The 15,621-nt window shown below is 71.8% G+C and carries 14 protein-coding genes; 9 read left to right on the top strand and 5 right to left on the bottom strand.

Annotation, left to right across the window (positions count from 1 at the left end):
• Positions 1 to 139: 139 nt before the first annotated feature.
• Both O0S08_RS24365 and O0S08_RS24360 read left to right on the top strand, forming a co-directional pair.
• On the top strand, positions 140 to 1,201 hold the full coding sequence (locus O0S08_RS24365; RefSeq protein ID WP_269041635.1) for an alpha/beta hydrolase: 1,062 nt from the start codon (positions 140 to 142) through the stop codon (positions 1,199 to 1,201).
• A 45-nt stretch (positions 1,202 to 1,246) separates the two neighbouring features.
• Positions 1,247 to 1,717 carry a DUF6896 domain-containing protein gene (locus O0S08_RS24360; protein WP_269041634.1) on the top strand — a complete coding sequence of 157 codons (471 nt, stop codon included), beginning with the start codon at positions 1,247 to 1,249 and terminating at the stop codon, positions 1,715 to 1,717.
• Between the two features lie 100 nt (positions 1,718 to 1,817).
• On the opposite strand, the gene O0S08_RS24355 is transcribed toward O0S08_RS24360, so the two are convergent.
• The gene (locus tag O0S08_RS24355; protein WP_269041633.1) at positions 1,818 to 2,522 is read right to left on the bottom strand and encodes a hypothetical protein; all 705 of its coding nucleotides are present in this window, start codon (positions 2,520 to 2,522) and stop codon (positions 1,818 to 1,820) included.
• 199 nt (positions 2,523 to 2,721) lie between these two features.
• Here O0S08_RS24355 and O0S08_RS24350 point away from each other — a divergent pair, with 199 nt between their 5' ends.
• The 5 genes from O0S08_RS24350 (at position 2,722) to O0S08_RS24330 (ending at position 8,952) form a co-directional block, all read left to right on the top strand.
• Entirely contained in the window at positions 2,722 to 4,164 is a 1,443-nt protein-coding gene (locus O0S08_RS24350; RefSeq protein ID WP_371879552.1) for an IS1380 family transposase, read from the top strand.
• A 256-nt stretch (positions 4,165 to 4,420) separates the two neighbouring features.
• Complete coding sequence (locus tag O0S08_RS24345) at positions 4,421 to 5,170, top strand: YqjF family protein (RefSeq protein ID WP_269041632.1); 750 nt, start codon at positions 4,421 to 4,423, stop codon at positions 5,168 to 5,170.
• Between the two features lie 175 nt (positions 5,171 to 5,345).
• Positions 5,346 to 6,095 (top strand): hypothetical protein, encoded by a 750-nt coding sequence (locus tag O0S08_RS24340; protein ID WP_269041631.1) that lies wholly within the window; start codon positions 5,346 to 5,348, stop codon positions 6,093 to 6,095.
• A 172-nt stretch (positions 6,096 to 6,267) separates the two neighbouring features.
• Positions 6,268 to 7,539, top strand: a complete 1,272-nt coding sequence (locus tag O0S08_RS24335; protein ID WP_269041630.1) for a trypsin-like serine peptidase — start codon at positions 6,268 to 6,270, stop codon at positions 7,537 to 7,539.
• A 126-nt stretch (positions 7,540 to 7,665) separates the two neighbouring features.
• Entirely contained in the window at positions 7,666 to 8,952 is a 1,287-nt protein-coding gene (locus O0S08_RS24330; RefSeq protein WP_269041629.1) for a hypothetical protein, read from the top strand.
• On the opposite strand, the gene O0S08_RS24325 is transcribed toward O0S08_RS24330, so the two are convergent.
• The gene (locus O0S08_RS24325) at positions 8,946 to 9,113 is read right to left on the bottom strand and encodes a hypothetical protein (RefSeq protein WP_269041628.1); all 168 of its coding nucleotides are present in this window, start codon (positions 9,111 to 9,113) and stop codon (positions 8,946 to 8,948) included. The genes O0S08_RS24330 and O0S08_RS24325 overlap by 7 nt on opposite strands.
• A gap of 112 nt (positions 9,114 to 9,225) precedes the next feature.
• Between O0S08_RS24325 and O0S08_RS24320 the strand changes: the two genes are divergently transcribed.
• Complete coding sequence (locus O0S08_RS24320; RefSeq protein WP_269041627.1) at positions 9,226 to 10,473, top strand: hypothetical protein; 1,248 nt, start codon at positions 9,226 to 9,228, stop codon at positions 10,471 to 10,473.
• Between the two features lie 12 nt (positions 10,474 to 10,485).
• Here the strand turns inward: O0S08_RS24320 and O0S08_RS24315 are convergent, their stop codons facing one another.
• Genes O0S08_RS24315 through O0S08_RS24305 form a run of 3 tightly spaced genes read right to left on the bottom strand, consistent with a single transcriptional unit; the run spans position 10,486 to position 13,584 of the window.
• Positions 10,486 to 11,148, bottom strand: coding sequence for a hypothetical protein (locus O0S08_RS24315; protein WP_269041626.1), 663 nt, complete (start codon positions 11,146 to 11,148; stop codon positions 10,486 to 10,488).
• A gap of 5 nt (positions 11,149 to 11,153) precedes the next feature.
• A complete protein-coding gene (locus tag O0S08_RS24310; RefSeq protein ID WP_269041625.1) occupies positions 11,154 to 12,557 on the bottom strand; it encodes a sigma-70 family RNA polymerase sigma factor in 1,404 nt (467 codons plus the stop codon).
• A gap of 34 nt (positions 12,558 to 12,591) precedes the next feature.
• The gene (locus O0S08_RS24305; protein WP_269041624.1) at positions 12,592 to 13,584 is read right to left on the bottom strand and encodes a hypothetical protein; all 993 of its coding nucleotides are present in this window, start codon (positions 13,582 to 13,584) and stop codon (positions 12,592 to 12,594) included.
• A gap of 269 nt (positions 13,585 to 13,853) precedes the next feature.
• Between O0S08_RS24305 and O0S08_RS24300 the strand changes: the two genes are divergently transcribed.
• Positions 13,854 to 15,527 (top strand): amidohydrolase family protein, encoded by a 1,674-nt coding sequence (locus O0S08_RS24300; protein WP_269041623.1) that lies wholly within the window; start codon positions 13,854 to 13,856, stop codon positions 15,525 to 15,527.
• The last annotated feature ends 94 nt before the right edge of the window (positions 15,528 to 15,621 follow it).

Genomic DNA, 15,621 nt, shown 5'->3' with positions numbered 1-15,621 from the left:
GCGACGGGCTCGGCCGCTCGTCGTGGGTCGAGACGGGTCCGCCGGCGCGGTCGCCTTGACGCGCTCGTGGAGCGGCGACACACCTTGGCCTCGAGGCGCGTCGGTCGGCCGGACGAGCGGGCCGCTGGAGGATGGGTTCATGCGCAAGTGCAAGCTTCATGGGTGCGCGCGTCGATGGGTGCGCGGGTGGTTCCCTCGCGTCGTCGGTGCGGCGCTGGCGTTCGCCGCGGTCGCCTGCGACGACGCCGGGGTGGCCGCGGACTCGGCCGACGCGAGCGAGAGCCGGGGCAGCGAGGAGCCGGCGCCGTGCCCCGGGGCGAGCAGCTCGGAGATCGTGCTGGCGACGCCGACGGGCGACCTCGCGGGCTCGCTGCTGTTTCCGGCCGGCTGCGCTCCGTTCGAGGTGGTGCTGATCCACGCGGGCTCGGGGCCCACCGACCGCGACGGCAACAGCCCGGGCATCCGCAACGACTCGCTGAGGCTGCTGGCCGAGGGGCTCGCCGATCGCGGCCTCGCGGTGGTGCGCTTCGACAAGCGCGGGGTGGCGGACAGCGCGGACGCGGCGCCGTCGGAGCGGGACCTCCGCTTCGACATGTACGTCGACGACGCGGCGGCGTGGGTGGAGCTGCTCGCCGAGGACGAGCGCTTCCGCGGGGTGACGTTCGCGGGGCACAGCGAGGGCTCGCTGATCGGGATGCTGGCGGCGGGGCGGAGCTCCGCGGCGGCGTTCGTGTCGATCGCCGGCATGGGCCGTCCCCCGGCCGAGCTGCTGCGCGAGCAGGCGGAGAAGTTCCTCAGCGGGCCGCTGCGCGCCGAGGCGCTGGCGATCATCGCGTCGCTCGAGGCGGGGCAGGAGGTCGCCGAGGTGTCGCCCGAGCTCTACGCGCTCTACCGGCCCAGCGTCCAGCCGTACCTGATCTCGTTGCTCCGCCACGATCCGGCGGCGGTGATCGCGACCCTGACGATGCCGATCGCCATCGTCCAGGGCACGACCGACATCCAGGTGAGCGTCGTGGACGCGCAATTGCTGGCCATGGCGGCCCCCGAGGCGGAGCTGATGATCTTCGAGGGCATGAACCACGTGCTCAAGGCGGCGAGGCTCGACGAATTGTCGCAGTGGGAGGCGTACACGAATCCGAGCTTGCCCGTGGTGCCGGCGCTGATCGACGGGGTCGCGGACTGGCTCGGCGAGGTGCGCTAGACCGGCGGCTCGCGGTCCGCGGCGCGCCGGGCTAGGATGGCGGGCGTGGCGGACGAGGCAGACGTGCATCGCGCAGAGCCGGGCGATCAGGGGCCGATCCTGGGCGAGCTGCGGCGCTTCGTCGACACGCAGGTGGCGCTCGTGGCGGCCTTTCACCGGGCCTTCGCCCGCGGGGAGTTCTGGTTCCGCGAAATACCGCAGGTCGGAGCGATGGAGCTCGACGGCCGGCGCTGGGAATACGTGCGCCACGGCGGCGGGGTCGGGTTCTACGAGCGGGTGTCGCGGCGGGCGATCGACGTCCACGACAAGTTCGACCGGCCGCACATGTTCGACGCCTGGCGCCTGCAGCTCTACTTCGGCTCGCTCGGACGGACCGGCATGAAGATGCTCGAGCGGGCGTGCGGACGGCGGGGCATCTCGGCGAAGGACGCGCTGGCGCTGCTGGTGCCGCACTGGCGCGACCTGGGCGCGGTGGTCGACGTGAGCGGGGCGCTGACGCTCGCGGACCGTGAGTGATGGGGCGCTGCCCCGGCGCGCCGGGGGGCGGTCACGACAATGCGCGAACGTTCATGCTCTCATGGACATGTTTGAAAGAGCATGTCCTCGTGGACATGCGTCAGCCGCCGTCCTCGCACAGGACGCCGCCGTCGACGTCGCTGCACGCGCCGGGGCAGACCTCGTCGAAGTACGGCGCCAGGCACTCGCAAGTGGCCTCGCCGGCGCAGGCGGCCGGGAGGAGGGCGCAGGTGCTGGCGCCGGACTGGTGGCCGACGCAGGTCCAGCCGTCGCCGCAGGAGCCGGGGGTGCAGCCGCCGCCCTCGCAGTAGCGGGGGTGCAAGCACGGGCCCCAGCAGGCGTCGACGACGGTGTTGACGGTGCCCTCGACGCACATCGGCTTCTGCTGATCGCAGGCGACCGGACCGTCGCCGCAGGGCATGCTGGCGAACTCGCAGATCCCCGAGCGGCAGGCGGCCTGGGCGCCCGCGAGGCCGAGCGCGTCGCAGGTCGGTTGCAGGCAGTTCCCCTCGCACGGCTCGACCTCGGCGTCGGCGGGCTTGGGATCGCACTGGCAACAATTGTTGACGAGCACGCAGTCGGCGTCCTCCTGGCATTCGGGCCCGCTCGGGACGGGCCCGCCGGTCGCAGTGGTGGTGGGGCCGGTGGTGGTGGGGCCGGTGGTGGTGGGGCCGGTGTCGCCGGTGGCCACGGTCGTGCTCTCCGTCGCCGAGGCGGTGCCTCCGTCGTCGCCCGGGCCGCAGGCGAGGGCGGCGGCGAAAGAGGCGGCGAGGACGACGACGAGGGGGCGGCGAAGCGAAGACATGCGCCATCGTAAGCGGGTGACCGCGAGCAGGCGAGGCCGCGAAGCACCGGCCTCGCTCGCGTCCGCGCGGCCCAGTCGCGCCTGCGAGACAACGCGTCGCACCCCGCGGAGGCGCGCGTCGGTCGGCTAGTCCGGATTTCTCACCACGGGAAGGAATTCCGGCCGTACTTCCCGAGTTCGAGCGGGTGTGAAACGATTGCTGACCACCCAGGGGTACGGCCGGAACACGACAAGGTGTATCCGCACCGAGTTCGATTTTCAACCGGCCGGGCGGAGGCGCGTCGAGGCCGCTTTTGACGGCGGACGGGTCAGCTCGGACGGCGGCCTGCTGTTGCTGCGCGAGTTGACCGAGAGTTCAGGTGTGTTCCGGGACTTCGCCTCCTGCTTCCGGGACCACCGTGACCCGAGCCGCGTCGAGCACACCGTCGAGGAACTGCTCGCACAGCGCGTGCTGGGCCTGCTGTGTGGTTACGAGGACCTGAACGACCACGACATGCTCCGCGATGATGCCTTGCTCGCGCTGGCGGTAGGCAAGATCGATCCGACCGGCGAACAGCGCAAGCGGGAGCGCGACCGGGGGCACGCCCTGGCCGGCAAGAGCACGCTGAACCGCCTGGAGCTGGCGAAGCCCACGGTGGCCGGCGACGAGCGCTACAAGAAGATCAGCTACGACGACCACGGGATTCAGCGCCTCTTCGTCGACACCTTCCTCGCCGCGCACGATCGGCCGCCCGCCGAGATCGTCCTCGATCTCGACGCGACGGACGACCCCGTACATGGCAAGCAGGAGGGTCGCTTCTTCCACGGCTTCTACGACAGCTACTGCTACCTGCCGCTGTACGTCTTCTGCGGCGACTTCCTCCTCGGCGCCGCGCTGAACACCGCCGACAAGCAGCCAGTGAGCGGCGCGGTCGAGGAGCTCGAGAGGATCGTCAGTCAGCTCCTCGCCCGCTGGCCCGACGTCCGGATCATCGTGCGCGGCGATTCCGGCTTCTGCCGCGACGAGGTCATGCGCTGGTGCGAGGAGAACGGGCTCTTCTTCGTCCTCGGCCTGCAGAAGAACTCGCGCCTGATCGCCGAGATCGAGGGCGAGATGAAGCAGGCCCGCGCCATCTCCGAGCAGACCGGCAAGGAAGCGCGCGTTTTCAAGGACTTTCGCTACGAGACCAACCGGACGTGGTCACGAGAGCGCCGGGTGGTCGGCAAGGCCGAGTACACGACGGACAAGGAGAATCCTCGCTTCGTCACCACCAACCTCTCACCCGACGAGTACGACGCGCGCTCGCTCTACGAGGACCTCTACTGCGCTCGCGGAGACATGGAGAACCGGATCAAGGAACAGCAGCTCGGCCTCTTTGCCGACCGCACCAGCGCTCACACGCTGCGCGCCAACCAGCTCCGCCTGTGGCTCTCATCCGTCGCTTACATGATCCTCAACGAGCTCCGACGAATCGCCCTCGCCGGCACCGAGCTCGCCCATGCCCAGGTCTCCACGATCCGCACGCGGCTGCTCAAGATCGGTGTCGTCGTCACCGCCTCGGTCCGCAGGATCCGCGTCTCCCTAAGCTCGGTTTTCCCACTCCAGCACGTGTGGTGGCGCGTCCTCGAGAACCTCCACCGTCATCACGTCATGAGACGCTGAAGGCCCTCGCCGTCCGTCACACAATGGTGCGCTGCACTCGCGCCGGGATTCGTCTGTCCTTATGCACAGGTCACCCAAAACGCGTAGCCGGCTTTGTAATCCCTCTTACAGCTCGATCTCGCGCCAGCCCCGGGCGTAACGAGCGCGGCCTCGCGACTCACGTCCACGGCATCCAACAACCTCCCGCCAAGCCGCCTGACAGCCGCTTGGCGGGCCCCACCTATCCGTGGTGAGAAATCCGGGCTAGGCTGTGCGCATGGCCGACACCGCGTTCCTCACCGCCGAGTGGCGCGACCTCGTGATGTTGAACTTCGTCGTCGACCCGGCCCTGCTCGCGCCGCACGTGCCCGCGGGCACCGAGCTCGACCTGTTCGCCGGCGAGGCCTACGTCAGCCTGGTCGGCTTCATGTTCCTGCGCACGCGGCTGCTCGGCTGTCCGGTCCCGTGGCACCGCGACTTCGAGGAGCTCAACCTCCGCCTCTACGTGCGCCGGCGCGGGCGCGACGACGAGCCGCACGTGGGGCCCGACGGCAACAAGCGCGGGGTCGCCTTCCTCAAGGAGATCGTGCCGCGGGCGGCGGTCGCGATGGTGGCGCGGCGGATGTACGGCGAGCGCTACGAGGCCTGGCCGATGAGACACACGAAGACGGCGGCCACCGCCGGGGCCGCCGGGGCGGTCGGTTACGGCGTGCGCGTCGGCGGTCGCTGGCACGAGCTCGGCCTCGGCTACCACGGCGAGCCGGCCGCGCTCGTGCCCGGGTCGGAGGCGGAGTTCATCGCCGAGCACTACTGGGGCTACGTCGCCGGGCCCGGCCGCCCGACGGTCGAGTACCGCGTCGAGCACCCGCCGTGGCGGGTGTGGTCGGGCGTCGAGCCGCAGATCGGCCTCGACGTCGCCGCGCTGTACGGCCACGAATTCGCGCCCGCCCTGGCCGCAGCGCCGCGCTCGGCGTTCCTCGCCGAGGGCTCGGCGGTGACCGTCTACCACGGCCGCCGGCTGGCGTGAGGACCTGCGCCGGGCTTGCGGCGGCGGGGCGCCTCGGATAAGCGTGGCGCTCACGAGGCCGCGTGCAGGGACTCACCACCGAGCGAGATGTCCGGACGCCGCGAGGGCGAGCCGGGGTCGCGCGGCGTATGTCTTTTAAAACATGTCCTTCGGGACCAGCGAAGGAGAGGTTCGCGTGGGTCTGTTCGATTTCCGCTGTCCGGTGTCCGGCCTGTCGCTGCGGGCCGCAGATGCCGTCCACGTCGCGCTGATCGAGGTCTCGCCGGGCGAGTGGTCGCCGCTGTCGCTGCCGCTGCGCGGCTGCTACGACCGCGGCGGCTCCATCGACGGCTTCACGCCGGACTTCCGCACCGAGCTGTTCGTGGCCGGCTTCGCGCGGTTCGTCCAGGCGAAGCGGGTCGAGGCCGGGTGGGCGCGGGACGAGCTGGCCAGCTTCGTGCGTCGGCCCGGCATCGAGTCGCTGCTCTACCTGTTCGAGCGCGTCAACACGATGAGCGAGTGGGGCGAGGCGACCTTCACGCTCGACGGTCGCTCGCTGCGGCAGGTGCTGATCCACGCGCAGGTGTTCACGGCCGTGGCGCCGCCGGTGAGGCCGGCGCAGGCCCCGGAGTACGAGGCGCTCGAGCAGCAGCTGGCGCGCGCGCCGGTGGCCCCGCAGGCGCGCGAGATGTTCGAGGAGATCATCATCGCCGCCGACCCGGTCCGCGTCGAGGCCAGCGCGGCGCTGTCGCAGCTGACCGCGTTCACGCGCTGGCTCGCGGCGCACCAGCGGCGGTGGTCGCCGGCGGCCGAGACCGGGCAATTCGGCGTGCTCGAGGATCTCGAGTTCGCTCGCGAGGCGCTGGTGAAGCTGGACGGAAGCCCGAAGCTGCTGCGGGTGATCGAGCGCGTCCTCGAGGAGCTCGAGGAGGAGGCGCGCGAGTGAGGCGGGCGAGTTCAGTGCTTCACCGCGGACGCGACCGGTGAAGGACGTCACACGCCGCGATTCACGGGCGCCCCTGCGTCGCCGCAGGAGCCCGTAGCGTCCGGGGACGCGGTTCTTCGCGCAAAAGTTCGGGCGGCGCAATTGTCGGGAGGCCCGTCGTCACTCCTCCGGCATGACGCGCAACCACGACATCGCCTCCATTACTTCGACCGCCAATCGTCGCGTATCCGTCTCCCGTCTCGTCTGTGCCCTGGGCGCCCTGCTGCTGCCCGCGGCGGCCTGTGACGCCGAGCCCGAGGCGGACCAGGAGCCGCAGGCCTCCGAGGGGTCGGAGCTGCACGTCGAGCCCGAGCTGCAGTTCCGGGCGCCGATCGAGCTCGTCCCGGTGCCGGACGACTACGAGTTCCACCCGACGATCGTCGACGAGGATCCGCAGCTGCGTCTGGCCAGCCGCGACCCGCTGCTGTCGCAGCACGAGGCCGGCGCCGACGGCAAGTTCAGCGTCATGTACGTCGATTACGAGGAGGCCGCCGAGTACATCGCGACCTACGACGGGGCGGCGGTGCACGCTGCGGCCCAGGAGCTGGTGAATCTCGGCTTCGCCGACGCCAGCCCGGGCGCGGAGGATGAGCTCGACGAGCTCGTGACGCCGCGCGGGTGGTCGCACGACGTCGACAACCGGATCTCGCTCGAGGACATCTCGCTCACGCACTCGACGTTCCGCCGGATCGGCCAGGTGGGCGGCGGCTGCACGGGCGCGCTGTTCGGCAACCGACTGGTCCTGACCGCCGCGCACTGCATCTTCGACGGCAGCGGCAACTACAGCGCGAACCACACCTTCCGCGCCCGCCGCAACGGCTCGGAGCTGCCCTACGGCACGGTGACGTCGCAGGGCGCGGTCTATCCGATCTCGTTCCTGAACGACGGCTGCAACACCAGCTACACCGCGTCGTGCGTCAAGAACGACTGGGCGATCCTGGTGCTGCCGGCGAACCCGTGGGCGAGCAGCCCGAACGGCGCGCCGGGTTACCTGGGCGTGTACTGGGCCGGCGACGCGACCGTGGGGACCTGGGCGACCAGCAACGTCGGCTACCCCGCCTGCGGCGACGCGCTGTCGCCGTCGCCGTGCACGAGCAACGTCGCCTACGGCGACCTGACGTGCGCCGGCGTCGCTCCGGCGGTGTCGGACCCGGACTCGCGCTGGCCGCTCTACGGCACCAACGGCAAGCTGCGCACCGGCTGCGACACCAGCGGGGGTCACAGCGGCGGCCCGATCTACAGCACCAGCCCCGGCGTGAACGGGCCCTACATCATCGGCAACACCGTGTGGAACCAGTGCAACTCGAGCACGTGCGCCGCGAACACTCTGTACTCGTCGGCGGGGATCCGGATCTCCGAGACCCTGGCCGAGTACATGATGAACCTGCGCGCGACGTACCCCTGAAGCGCGCGCCCAGGCCCGCGTTCGCGAGCCGGCGCGGGCCCGCGAGGGATGGGCTAACGTCGTGGGGCCATGGAAGGCATCCCATCTGCGAACTCATGTTCATCGATTCGGCTCGCGTCGTCGCTCGTGCTCGTGATCCTCGCCGCGTGCGGCTCGGACACCAGCGCGGGCTCCGAGCAGAGCGCGAGCACCGAGGACGTCACGACCACCTCCGGCGAGGCCCTCACGACCGGCGGGACGGCGGCCGGCTCGACCGATGCGCCGACGAGCAGCACGAGCGGCGTTGATTCGACCTCGTCGACCGGCACGACCGGCGCGTCGACGGACGCGGACGAGCCCGCGACCGCCGGCAGCACGAGCGAGCCCGGCAGCACGGGCGAGCCCGGCAGCACGGGCGAGCCGGCGGACACGGGCGACGAGCCGCCGGTCGACCTGTGCGCGAACCAGGACGACGCGCCGCCGGCCGTGGATGCGCCCGAGGCGATCAACGACGACCCGGCGTTCATCCAGGTCTACGTCAACAACGTCGAGAACCTGAAGATCCAGGGCGAGCAGTGCCCCGGCGACTGGACCGACCTCATCGCCTCCATGAAGTCGATCCAGCCGAGCCCGGACCTGTTCCTGGTCCAGCAGATCTCGGACAGCGCGCAGCTCGACGCGCTGGTCCAGCGCATGACCGACGAGCTGCCCGGGATCTTCGAGGGCATCATCGCCGACGCCGACCCGTGGACGCAGCTGTCGCCGTGCGGCAAGGAGAAGGAGAAGCAGACCAACGCGATCATCATCCGCCAGGGCCGCTTCTCCAGGGTGGGCGAGAAGCACGTCTGGCAGTCGTGGGTCAACAAGGACGGCGAGTGCGTGCGCAACAACCAGGCGCGCACCCGCAACGTGATGATCAAGCTGCACGACAAGATCGCCGACAGGGACGTGACGGTGGCCTCGCTGCACTGGGCGACCGCGCAGGGCGAGGGGCCCGATCCGGCGTGCGCCAGGGCGAACGTGCTCGAGGCCGACCAGAAGCTGCGCAAGAAGGGCTTCGGCGGCGACCTGCGGATCTTCGGCGGCGACTTCAACGAGCCCGACCGCAAGGACAACGGCGACTGGCGCCCGTGGTACGCCGAGGCCAACGGCGAGGTCGGCGGCGCGCTCAACTACCGCGACCCGATCTTCCGCGCGTGCAAGTCCGGCGGGGGGCTCAAGGCCTGCCTCGACGACAACTGGACGATCGGCGGCGATCGCCGGATCGACATGCTGTTCGGCCAGGACGGCCACGGCTGCCGCGCCCGCACCCGCCGCGCGCACACGATCACGTACGCGGAGGCCGAGGCGGCGGCGAAGGAGCTCACGGGCGACACCGACCCGGAGCTGAATTATTCGGACCACCGCGCGGTCCGGGCCGAGTTCTATTATTGAACGCCGCGCGGTCGGGCGACGCACGCGTCGGCGTCGTCGATGCGCTTGTCGGTCGGAGCCCCCAACCGCTCGCCCTTGGCGTCGACTTCCGCCGGTAGACAGGGCGGTGTACCGTCCGCCGGCGTCGGCAGGAAGCGCCCGCGCCGGAGGACGTCGGACATGCGAATTTCACGGAGCTCTCTTTTACTCGGCGCCCTGTCGCTGTCCGTCCCGGCCGCGTCGGCCTGTGGAGGCTCGGCGAGCCAGACCGACTCCGACGGCTCGTCCGGCGCGATGACGACGACCGACGCGACGACTGCAGACGACCCGACTGCAGGCGAACCGACGACGACCGCTGACCCGACCGGTGCGACGAGCACGGGCACGACCGCGGAGCCGGGCACGGAGGGGACGAGCACGAGCGGGACGGGCACGGAGGGGACGAGCACGGGGACGAGCACCGAGGAGACGAGCAGCGGGACGGGCAGCGAGGAGACCGACACTGGGTCGATGGTGTGCGCGCCGACCTGGGTCGTGCCTGAGGTCGCGGCCGACGAGCTCGCCGAGCACGACCTGCGGTGGATCGACTGCGAGCTGCTCAGCTGCGGCGCCGACGAGCGGCCGGGGCCGGGCGAGACCAGCCTCCTGTGCGACGAGTTCTCGCTCGACGGCGTGCCGCTCGAGTACCTCGGCCACATCCATCCGAACGAGTCGGGGGCGTTCACCGCCGACGACGTGATCTCGCCGTCGAACATCGCCTGGCTCGACGGCGTACGGCACGTCTACCGCTACGGCGACGCGGTCTACGTGATGACCGAGCAGGACCAGGCGCGCGACCAGCTCGAGGTGTTCTTCACCGTGCGCGCGCTCGAGCTGCTGCGGGTCGACCACCCGGCGACCTACCAGGCGCTGCTCGTCGACACGACGGACTACCCGGCGGATCCGCCGATCGACGATCTCGCGTGGAAGAATCGGGTGCGCAGCGTCGTGATCTCGTTCGACACCTCGCCGCTGTACATCGCGGCCGGCATCACGGTGCTCGACACTGCGCCGACGAACGAGATGGGCCTCGACCTCTACAGCAACACGCCGGCGATCTCCATCGACCGCGAGACGATCCTCGGCTCGTCGGACCAGGTCGGCAGCCGGCCGATCTACGACAAGCCCGGCGACGACGAGAACTTCCTCCGCTACATGCGCGAGGGCGTGGCCGAGACGGTGGTGCACGAGCTGCTGCACCGCTACGTCGACCGGCTCAACAGCGTCGACGCGGCCATGAACGACCTGTACTTCCGCCGCGGCGACATGGAGGCGTGCGCGCGCTTCGAGCTCGAGGAGGCGCTGGTCGCGGCGGCGTCGCTGCTGCACTTCCGCGAGGCCGGCGGCGTGGGCGACACGTACCTCGACTACTACGACGCCGTGCTCGACGCGAACCTCGAGGTGGTCCTGCAGTGCCCCGAGTTCGCGACGTGGGAGGCGCAGTTCTCGGCGCCGTCGGGCGTCGACCCGCGCTACGATCTCCGCCTCGTCGACCTCGAGTGACGCGCGCCGCAGTCAGGAGCAAGCCTCGTCGGCAGCGATCGCGCAGTAGGCGTCGGCGTCGTCCGCCTGCAGGTCGTAGAGGTGATCCTTGCAGGCGCACACCTTCTGGCAGCACAGCGGGCCGAGGAAGGTGATCGTGGCGCAGCGGAACCCGGTCGCGCAGCCGGGCAGGTCGGGGCAGTCCTCGTCGAGCTCGCAGGTCTGAGTGCAGCGCGTGTTCGCCTCGAGGAACGCGGGCGACAGCGTGCAGAAGCCGCGGCTGGGGGCGCAAACCGAGCCCTCGGCCTCCTCGGCGCATTCGAAGTCGAAGTCGCAGGCGAGCGGGCCGTCGTCGCTCACGACCAGGCAGATCCCGCCGTCGCATTCGGGCTGCGGGGTGATCACGGTGCTCTCGGGGACGAAAGTGATGCCGGCCAGCTCGCAGAACGAGCCGTACGCGCCGGCGGCCGGGACCCCCGAGGTGGCGCTGGTGGTCGGGGTTCCGGTCGTGACGCTCTCGACGGCCGTGGTGCTGCTGACGCTCGCGCCTTCCTCGACGACTGTGGTGGCGCTGGCGGCAGTGCCATTGCTGGCGGCCTCGGTGAGCGTCGCGCCGACGAACTCCGGCGAGAGGACGCAGGCCGGGGCGACCGCGGCGACGGCGAGGAGGAGCGCGCAGAGGGACGGTGAATGCATGGTGCTCACATTCCCGTCGGAGGCGGCGCCGCGGGGCGAGGGCAGGTGGCTTCGGCCTTGCGCGCCAGGGCGGAGCCGGGCTGTTCGCCGGCGATCTGCGCCGCCTCGGCGCGAGCGGCGTCGACCTGTCCCAGAGAACAGAGCGCGGCGATCCGGGACAGGCGCCGCTCGTCGACCAGGGCGCCGGCCGGGAACTCGCGGGCGTGCTGCTGCAGCAGGGCGAGCGCCTGCGTCCAGGCGCCGGTGCGCAGGGCGGCCCGGGCGTCGGTCATCAGCGCGGATTCGCGGCGGAGCGCGTCGACGTCGACCGGCGCGGTCGGGGGCGATGAGGCGGATTGTGTGGATGTCTCCGAGGACATGTCTTTTGGGTCATTGGTGAGAGTCCGGCCGACGGGCTGCGGCGCTGCGGTGGCTCGAGCTGCGGCCGCGGCCAGGCGCGAGAACGGGACCGCCGGGTCGTCCGCCGGCGGCTCGGCGGGGGCGGGAGGCGGGCCTGCGCCCTCGCCGGCGGACCTGGCCGCGCGCTCGACCGCAGGGCGTGCTGCCGGGGGCTCGGCGTCGGGCCTGTCCGGGCGGGTGACGACCATGAGCGCGCCGACCAGCCCGACGGCGGCCGTCCAGGCCCCGTGGGTGCCGGCCCAGGTCGCGAGCTTGCCGGCGTGCGCCGGGGCGGTCCACGCCGACGCCTGCCCCGGCCCCGCGCCGGAGGCCGCCCAGGCCTCGCCGGCGCCGGCCAGCGCCGCCCCCGGGGCCGCCAGGGCCAGCCACACGCGCTGGCGGGCCGCGGGGCTCGGTTCGCCGGCCCGCCGCGCGCGGCTGAGCAGGAGCGCCTGCTCGTCGAGCGCGGCCTCGCCGGCGGCCCGCCGCTCGCGCAGGCGGACCCGCGCGAAGGTGCGGTCGAACTCCTGGCGGGCCGCCCGTAGCCGCGAATAGACCGTGTTCTCCTTGACCTCGAGGGCGCGGGCGATCTCCGGCGCGGTCATCTGCTCGAGCTCGGCCAGCAGGAAGACCGCGCGCTTGTCCTCGTCGAGCCGGCCGAGGAAGCGCTCGAGCAGCGCCGCGGCCTCGCGCTCGGCGACCGCGCCCGGGCCGTCGTGCGCGCGCGGGGTCTCGTCGGCGAACGCCTGGGCGAGCCGGTGCTGCCGCCCCGCGCTCCGTCGCTGGCGCCACGCGATCCGCCGCGCGATCCCGAACAGCCAGCCGCGGACCGAGGTGATCGGCGCGTCGGGGCGGCGCAGGACGACCAGGAAGACCTCCTGGGCCGCGTCCTCCACGGTCGCCGGCGGCACGCCCATGCGCCGCAGGTTGCGGTGCACGAAGCCGAAGTGCTCGCGGAACAGCGCCTCGAACGCAGGGCTGCCGGCGGGCGGCGCCGCGCGGGTCTCGGGCTCGAGGGGTTGGAGGTGCATGGCGTCGCGGGATCTCCGGGTCGTGGCGGATCCGTCAGAAAAACTGCACCGCGATCCCGCCGCCCAGGCGAACCCCGGCCGGCGGCACGACGTGGAACACGCCGCCGTCGCGGATCGCGTAGCTGCGGCGGGTGAAGGCGACCAGGGCCTCCACCTCGACCCCGAGCACCAGCCAGCGCAGCGGTCGCCACTGCAGCCCGGGCGCGAGCAGGCCGGCCGCCCACAGGCCGCGGGTCCGCTCGATCGAGGTCAGGCCCACGCCCTCGGCGCGCAGCGCCCCGAGCTCGACCCCGGCGCACAGCTCGAGCGCGAGGGTGCGTCGCACGAGGCGCGGGCACCCGCGCACGGCCCCCGCGGCGAGCCGCAGCGTGGCGCCGGCGCTCGGGTGGTCGGCGTCGTGCAGCGGGCTGGGGAGCCAGCCGCTGCCGCGCAGGTCGAGTCGGACCCGGCGCCACACCAGAGAGAGGTTGCCGGACAGGCCGGCGGCGAACCGCGCCGTGGGCCCGAGCCCGGCGGCCGCGCCGAAGCCGACCGCGAGCCCGGGCCGCCGCACGGGGGGCTTCGAGGGCGGGGGCGAGAGCGGCGATTGCGAGGGCGAGGGCGAGGGTGCCGGCACGAGGTCGAGCTCGAGCGGGTCGCTCGGCGGTGGCGGCGGAGGAGGGTCGAGGAGGCGCGCGGCGACGTCGAGCGGGGCGGCCGCGACTGCGAGGATCACCGCGGTCGCGTCGGCCAGCGCCTCGCAGCGCGGGCTCTGCAGGGTCCGCCGCTGCTCCCCGGCGCCGTCGCGCACGTGCAGCTGCAGGGTGAAGCCGTCGGCGTCCGCCGAGAGCAGGGCCTCGGCCGCGACCGGCTGCGGCGACTGGCCGTCGGCCAGCCGCAGGGCGATCGCCTCCACCTCGGCTCGCGTCGGGCAGCCCGCCTGCTCCGGCCAGCGCAGCTCCAGCCAGGACGGGCTCGCCGCGGCCTCGCCGGCGCCGAGGACCGACAGGCACAGCGCGGTGAGGCAAGAACATGGTCGAAAGGACATGTGCGGCGGGCGAGCGAGCGTAGCGAGGCCGGCTCGCGGCGACAAGCGTGAGGGCCCGCGCGTCCGGGCCGGGGGCGGGCGCACGCGAGCGTCGAGCGTCGCGGAGGCCGCACCGGATCGGGGAGTTCACCGCGGAGCAGCGGGCGCCTTTCCGCGCCCGGCTCGGCCGGATCCGCGAGCGAAGGACCGCGCGGACCTCGCGGCGAGAAATCGTGAAGTGCCCTGAAAATTCTTCGACGGGTCCGGACGCTGCCGGAGATTCGACGGCCATGCATTCGACGCCACGTCCGATCATCGATACGTACGACTTCACCGCCGCGCTCCCGCTGCGCAGCCGCACACGTTTTATTAAGAGGATCACGCGAATGGCCAGCCTCGGCGGCCTGCTCGTCGCGCTCGTCGGCTGTGACGGGGGCGGGGAGCCGAGCACCGGCGGAACCACGCTGCAGACCACCGGCGAGGAGGAGTCGACGGCGGCGACGTCGTCCGCGCAGACAGGGACCGCCAATACGACCGAGGGGCCGGACGAGAGCACCGGCGAGACCGATCCGAGCGCCGGAAGCACGACTGCAGGGAGCATGAGCGAGGCGAGCACGAGCACGAGCGAGGCGAGCACGAGCACGAGCGAGGGCAGCACGAGCACGAGCGAGGCCAGCACGAGCGAAGGCACGAGCACGAGCGAGGGCAGCACGAGCACGAGCGAAGGCACGAGCACGAGCGAGGGCAGCACGGGCGACAGCAGCACGGGCGACACGACCGGGGGCTGCGACAGCCAGGACCGTGCGGTCAAGCTCGCGCGATTGATCGATCCGGCCGACGGCAGCGTCCGCGAGCCCGCGATCGTCCTCGTGCACGAGGATCGGGTCGTCGCGGTCGAGACCGACGAGGCGAAGATCCCGTGTGGGGCCGAGGTGATCGACTGGTCGGCTTACACCGGCGTCCCGGGGCTCGTCGACGCCCACACGCACTTCATCTACCAGACCGACGACGAGCCCGGCACCTTCCCGTGGTCGCGCAGCTGGTGGTTGTTTCAGAACAACCCGGCGGTGCTCGCCGAGCTGGCGCAGCAGGCGGCCGAGGAGCTCGTCAAGCTCGGCGTCACCACCGCGATCGACAAGGGCGCGGGTCCCGGGGACAGCATCGTCGCCGAGCTGCGCGACGCGATCGCGGCCGGCGAGCTCGTCGGTCCGCGGATCTACACCGCGGGTTACGGCATCAGCGGGCCGGTGCCGTCGATCGAGACGATGAAGGGGTGGATCCAGCAGAACGCGGCGGACGGCGCCGATCTGATCAAGGTGTGGGCCGACAACTGCAGCGACGACACGCTCACCTGCACTTCCAAGTTCACCTTCGAGCAGCTCAAGGCCGCGGTCGACGAGGCGCACGCGCTCGGCAAGCCGATCGCGATCCACGCCTACCACGCCGACACCGCGAAGCTGGCGATCATGGCCGGGCCCGACTCGCTGGAGCACCCCGAGGGCCTCGATACCGTCGACTTCATGGACATGCTGGCGATGGGGATCACGTACGTCCCGACCATCGATCACAACCGCTATTACCGGGACAACCTGGCCTACTTCGGCTACGACCCGGCGATGGGCCCGCAGTTCGACGCCTACATCGCGCTCAACCTCGCCACCGCCAACCAGGCGTACCTCGCCGGGGTCGACATCGCTCTCGGCTCGGACGCGGTGTTCAGCGGGTTCGGCGAGAACAAGCGCGAGCTCGAGTGGTTCATCGAGGCCGGGATGACCCCGCTCGACGCGCTGCGCGCGGCGACGATCCGGGGCGCGGCCAGCATCGGCGTCGATCACGAGGTCGGGCGCGTCGCGGTCGGCTACTTCGCCGACATCGTCGCGGTCGACGGCGACCCGCTCACCGACGTGAGCGTCCTGCTGGGCGGCGTCCACGGCGTGATGAAGAGCGGCGTGATCGTGCAGTGAGCGACAAGGGCCCGGGGGCCGGCGAGCGAACATTCGGACATGTCTAATAGAGCATGTCGTGAAAGGCATGTCGTCGAGGACATGTCGCGGTCCT

The organism is Nannocystis punicea, assembly GCF_026965555.1.
GTDB classification, from domain to species: Bacteria; Myxococcota_A; Polyangia; order Nannocystales; family Nannocystaceae; genus Nannocystis; species Nannocystis punicea.
This window is presented reverse-complemented; position numbering and strand designations above follow the sequence as displayed.

What these genes read in the sequence shown, in the direction of transcription:
- O0S08_RS24365 (WP_269041635.1), top strand. Translation starts at nt 140, where the DNA reads ATGCGCAAGTGCAAGCTTCATGGGTGCGCGCGTCGATGGGTGCGCGGG.
- O0S08_RS24355 (WP_269041633.1), bottom strand. Translation starts at nt 2,522, where the DNA reads ATGTCTTCGCTTCGCCGCCCCCTCGTCGTCGTCCTCGCCGCCTCTTTC.
- O0S08_RS24345 (WP_269041632.1), top strand. Translation starts at nt 4,421, where the DNA reads ATGGCCGACACCGCGTTCCTCACCGCCGAGTGGCGCGACCTCGTGATG.
- O0S08_RS24335 (WP_269041630.1), top strand. Translation starts at nt 6,268, where the DNA reads ATGACGCGCAACCACGACATCGCCTCCATTACTTCGACCGCCAATCGT.
- O0S08_RS24325 (WP_269041628.1), bottom strand. Translation starts at nt 9,113, where the DNA reads ATGTCCGACGTCCTCCGGCGCGGGCGCTTCCTGCCGACGCCGGCGGAC.
- O0S08_RS24320 (WP_269041627.1), top strand. Translation starts at nt 9,226, where the DNA reads ATGACGACGACCGACGCGACGACTGCAGACGACCCGACTGCAGGCGAA.
- O0S08_RS24315 (WP_269041626.1), bottom strand. Translation starts at nt 11,148, where the DNA reads ATGCATTCACCGTCCCTCTGCGCGCTCCTCCTCGCCGTCGCCGCGGTC.
- O0S08_RS24310 (WP_269041625.1), bottom strand. Translation starts at nt 12,557, where the DNA reads ATGCACCTCCAACCCCTCGAGCCCGAGACCCGCGCGGCGCCGCCCGCC.
- O0S08_RS24305 (WP_269041624.1), bottom strand. Translation starts at nt 13,584, where the DNA reads ATGTCCTTTCGACCATGTTCTTGCCTCACCGCGCTGTGCCTGTCGGTC.
- O0S08_RS24300 (WP_269041623.1), top strand. Translation starts at nt 13,854, where the DNA reads ATGCATTCGACGCCACGTCCGATCATCGATACGTACGACTTCACCGCC.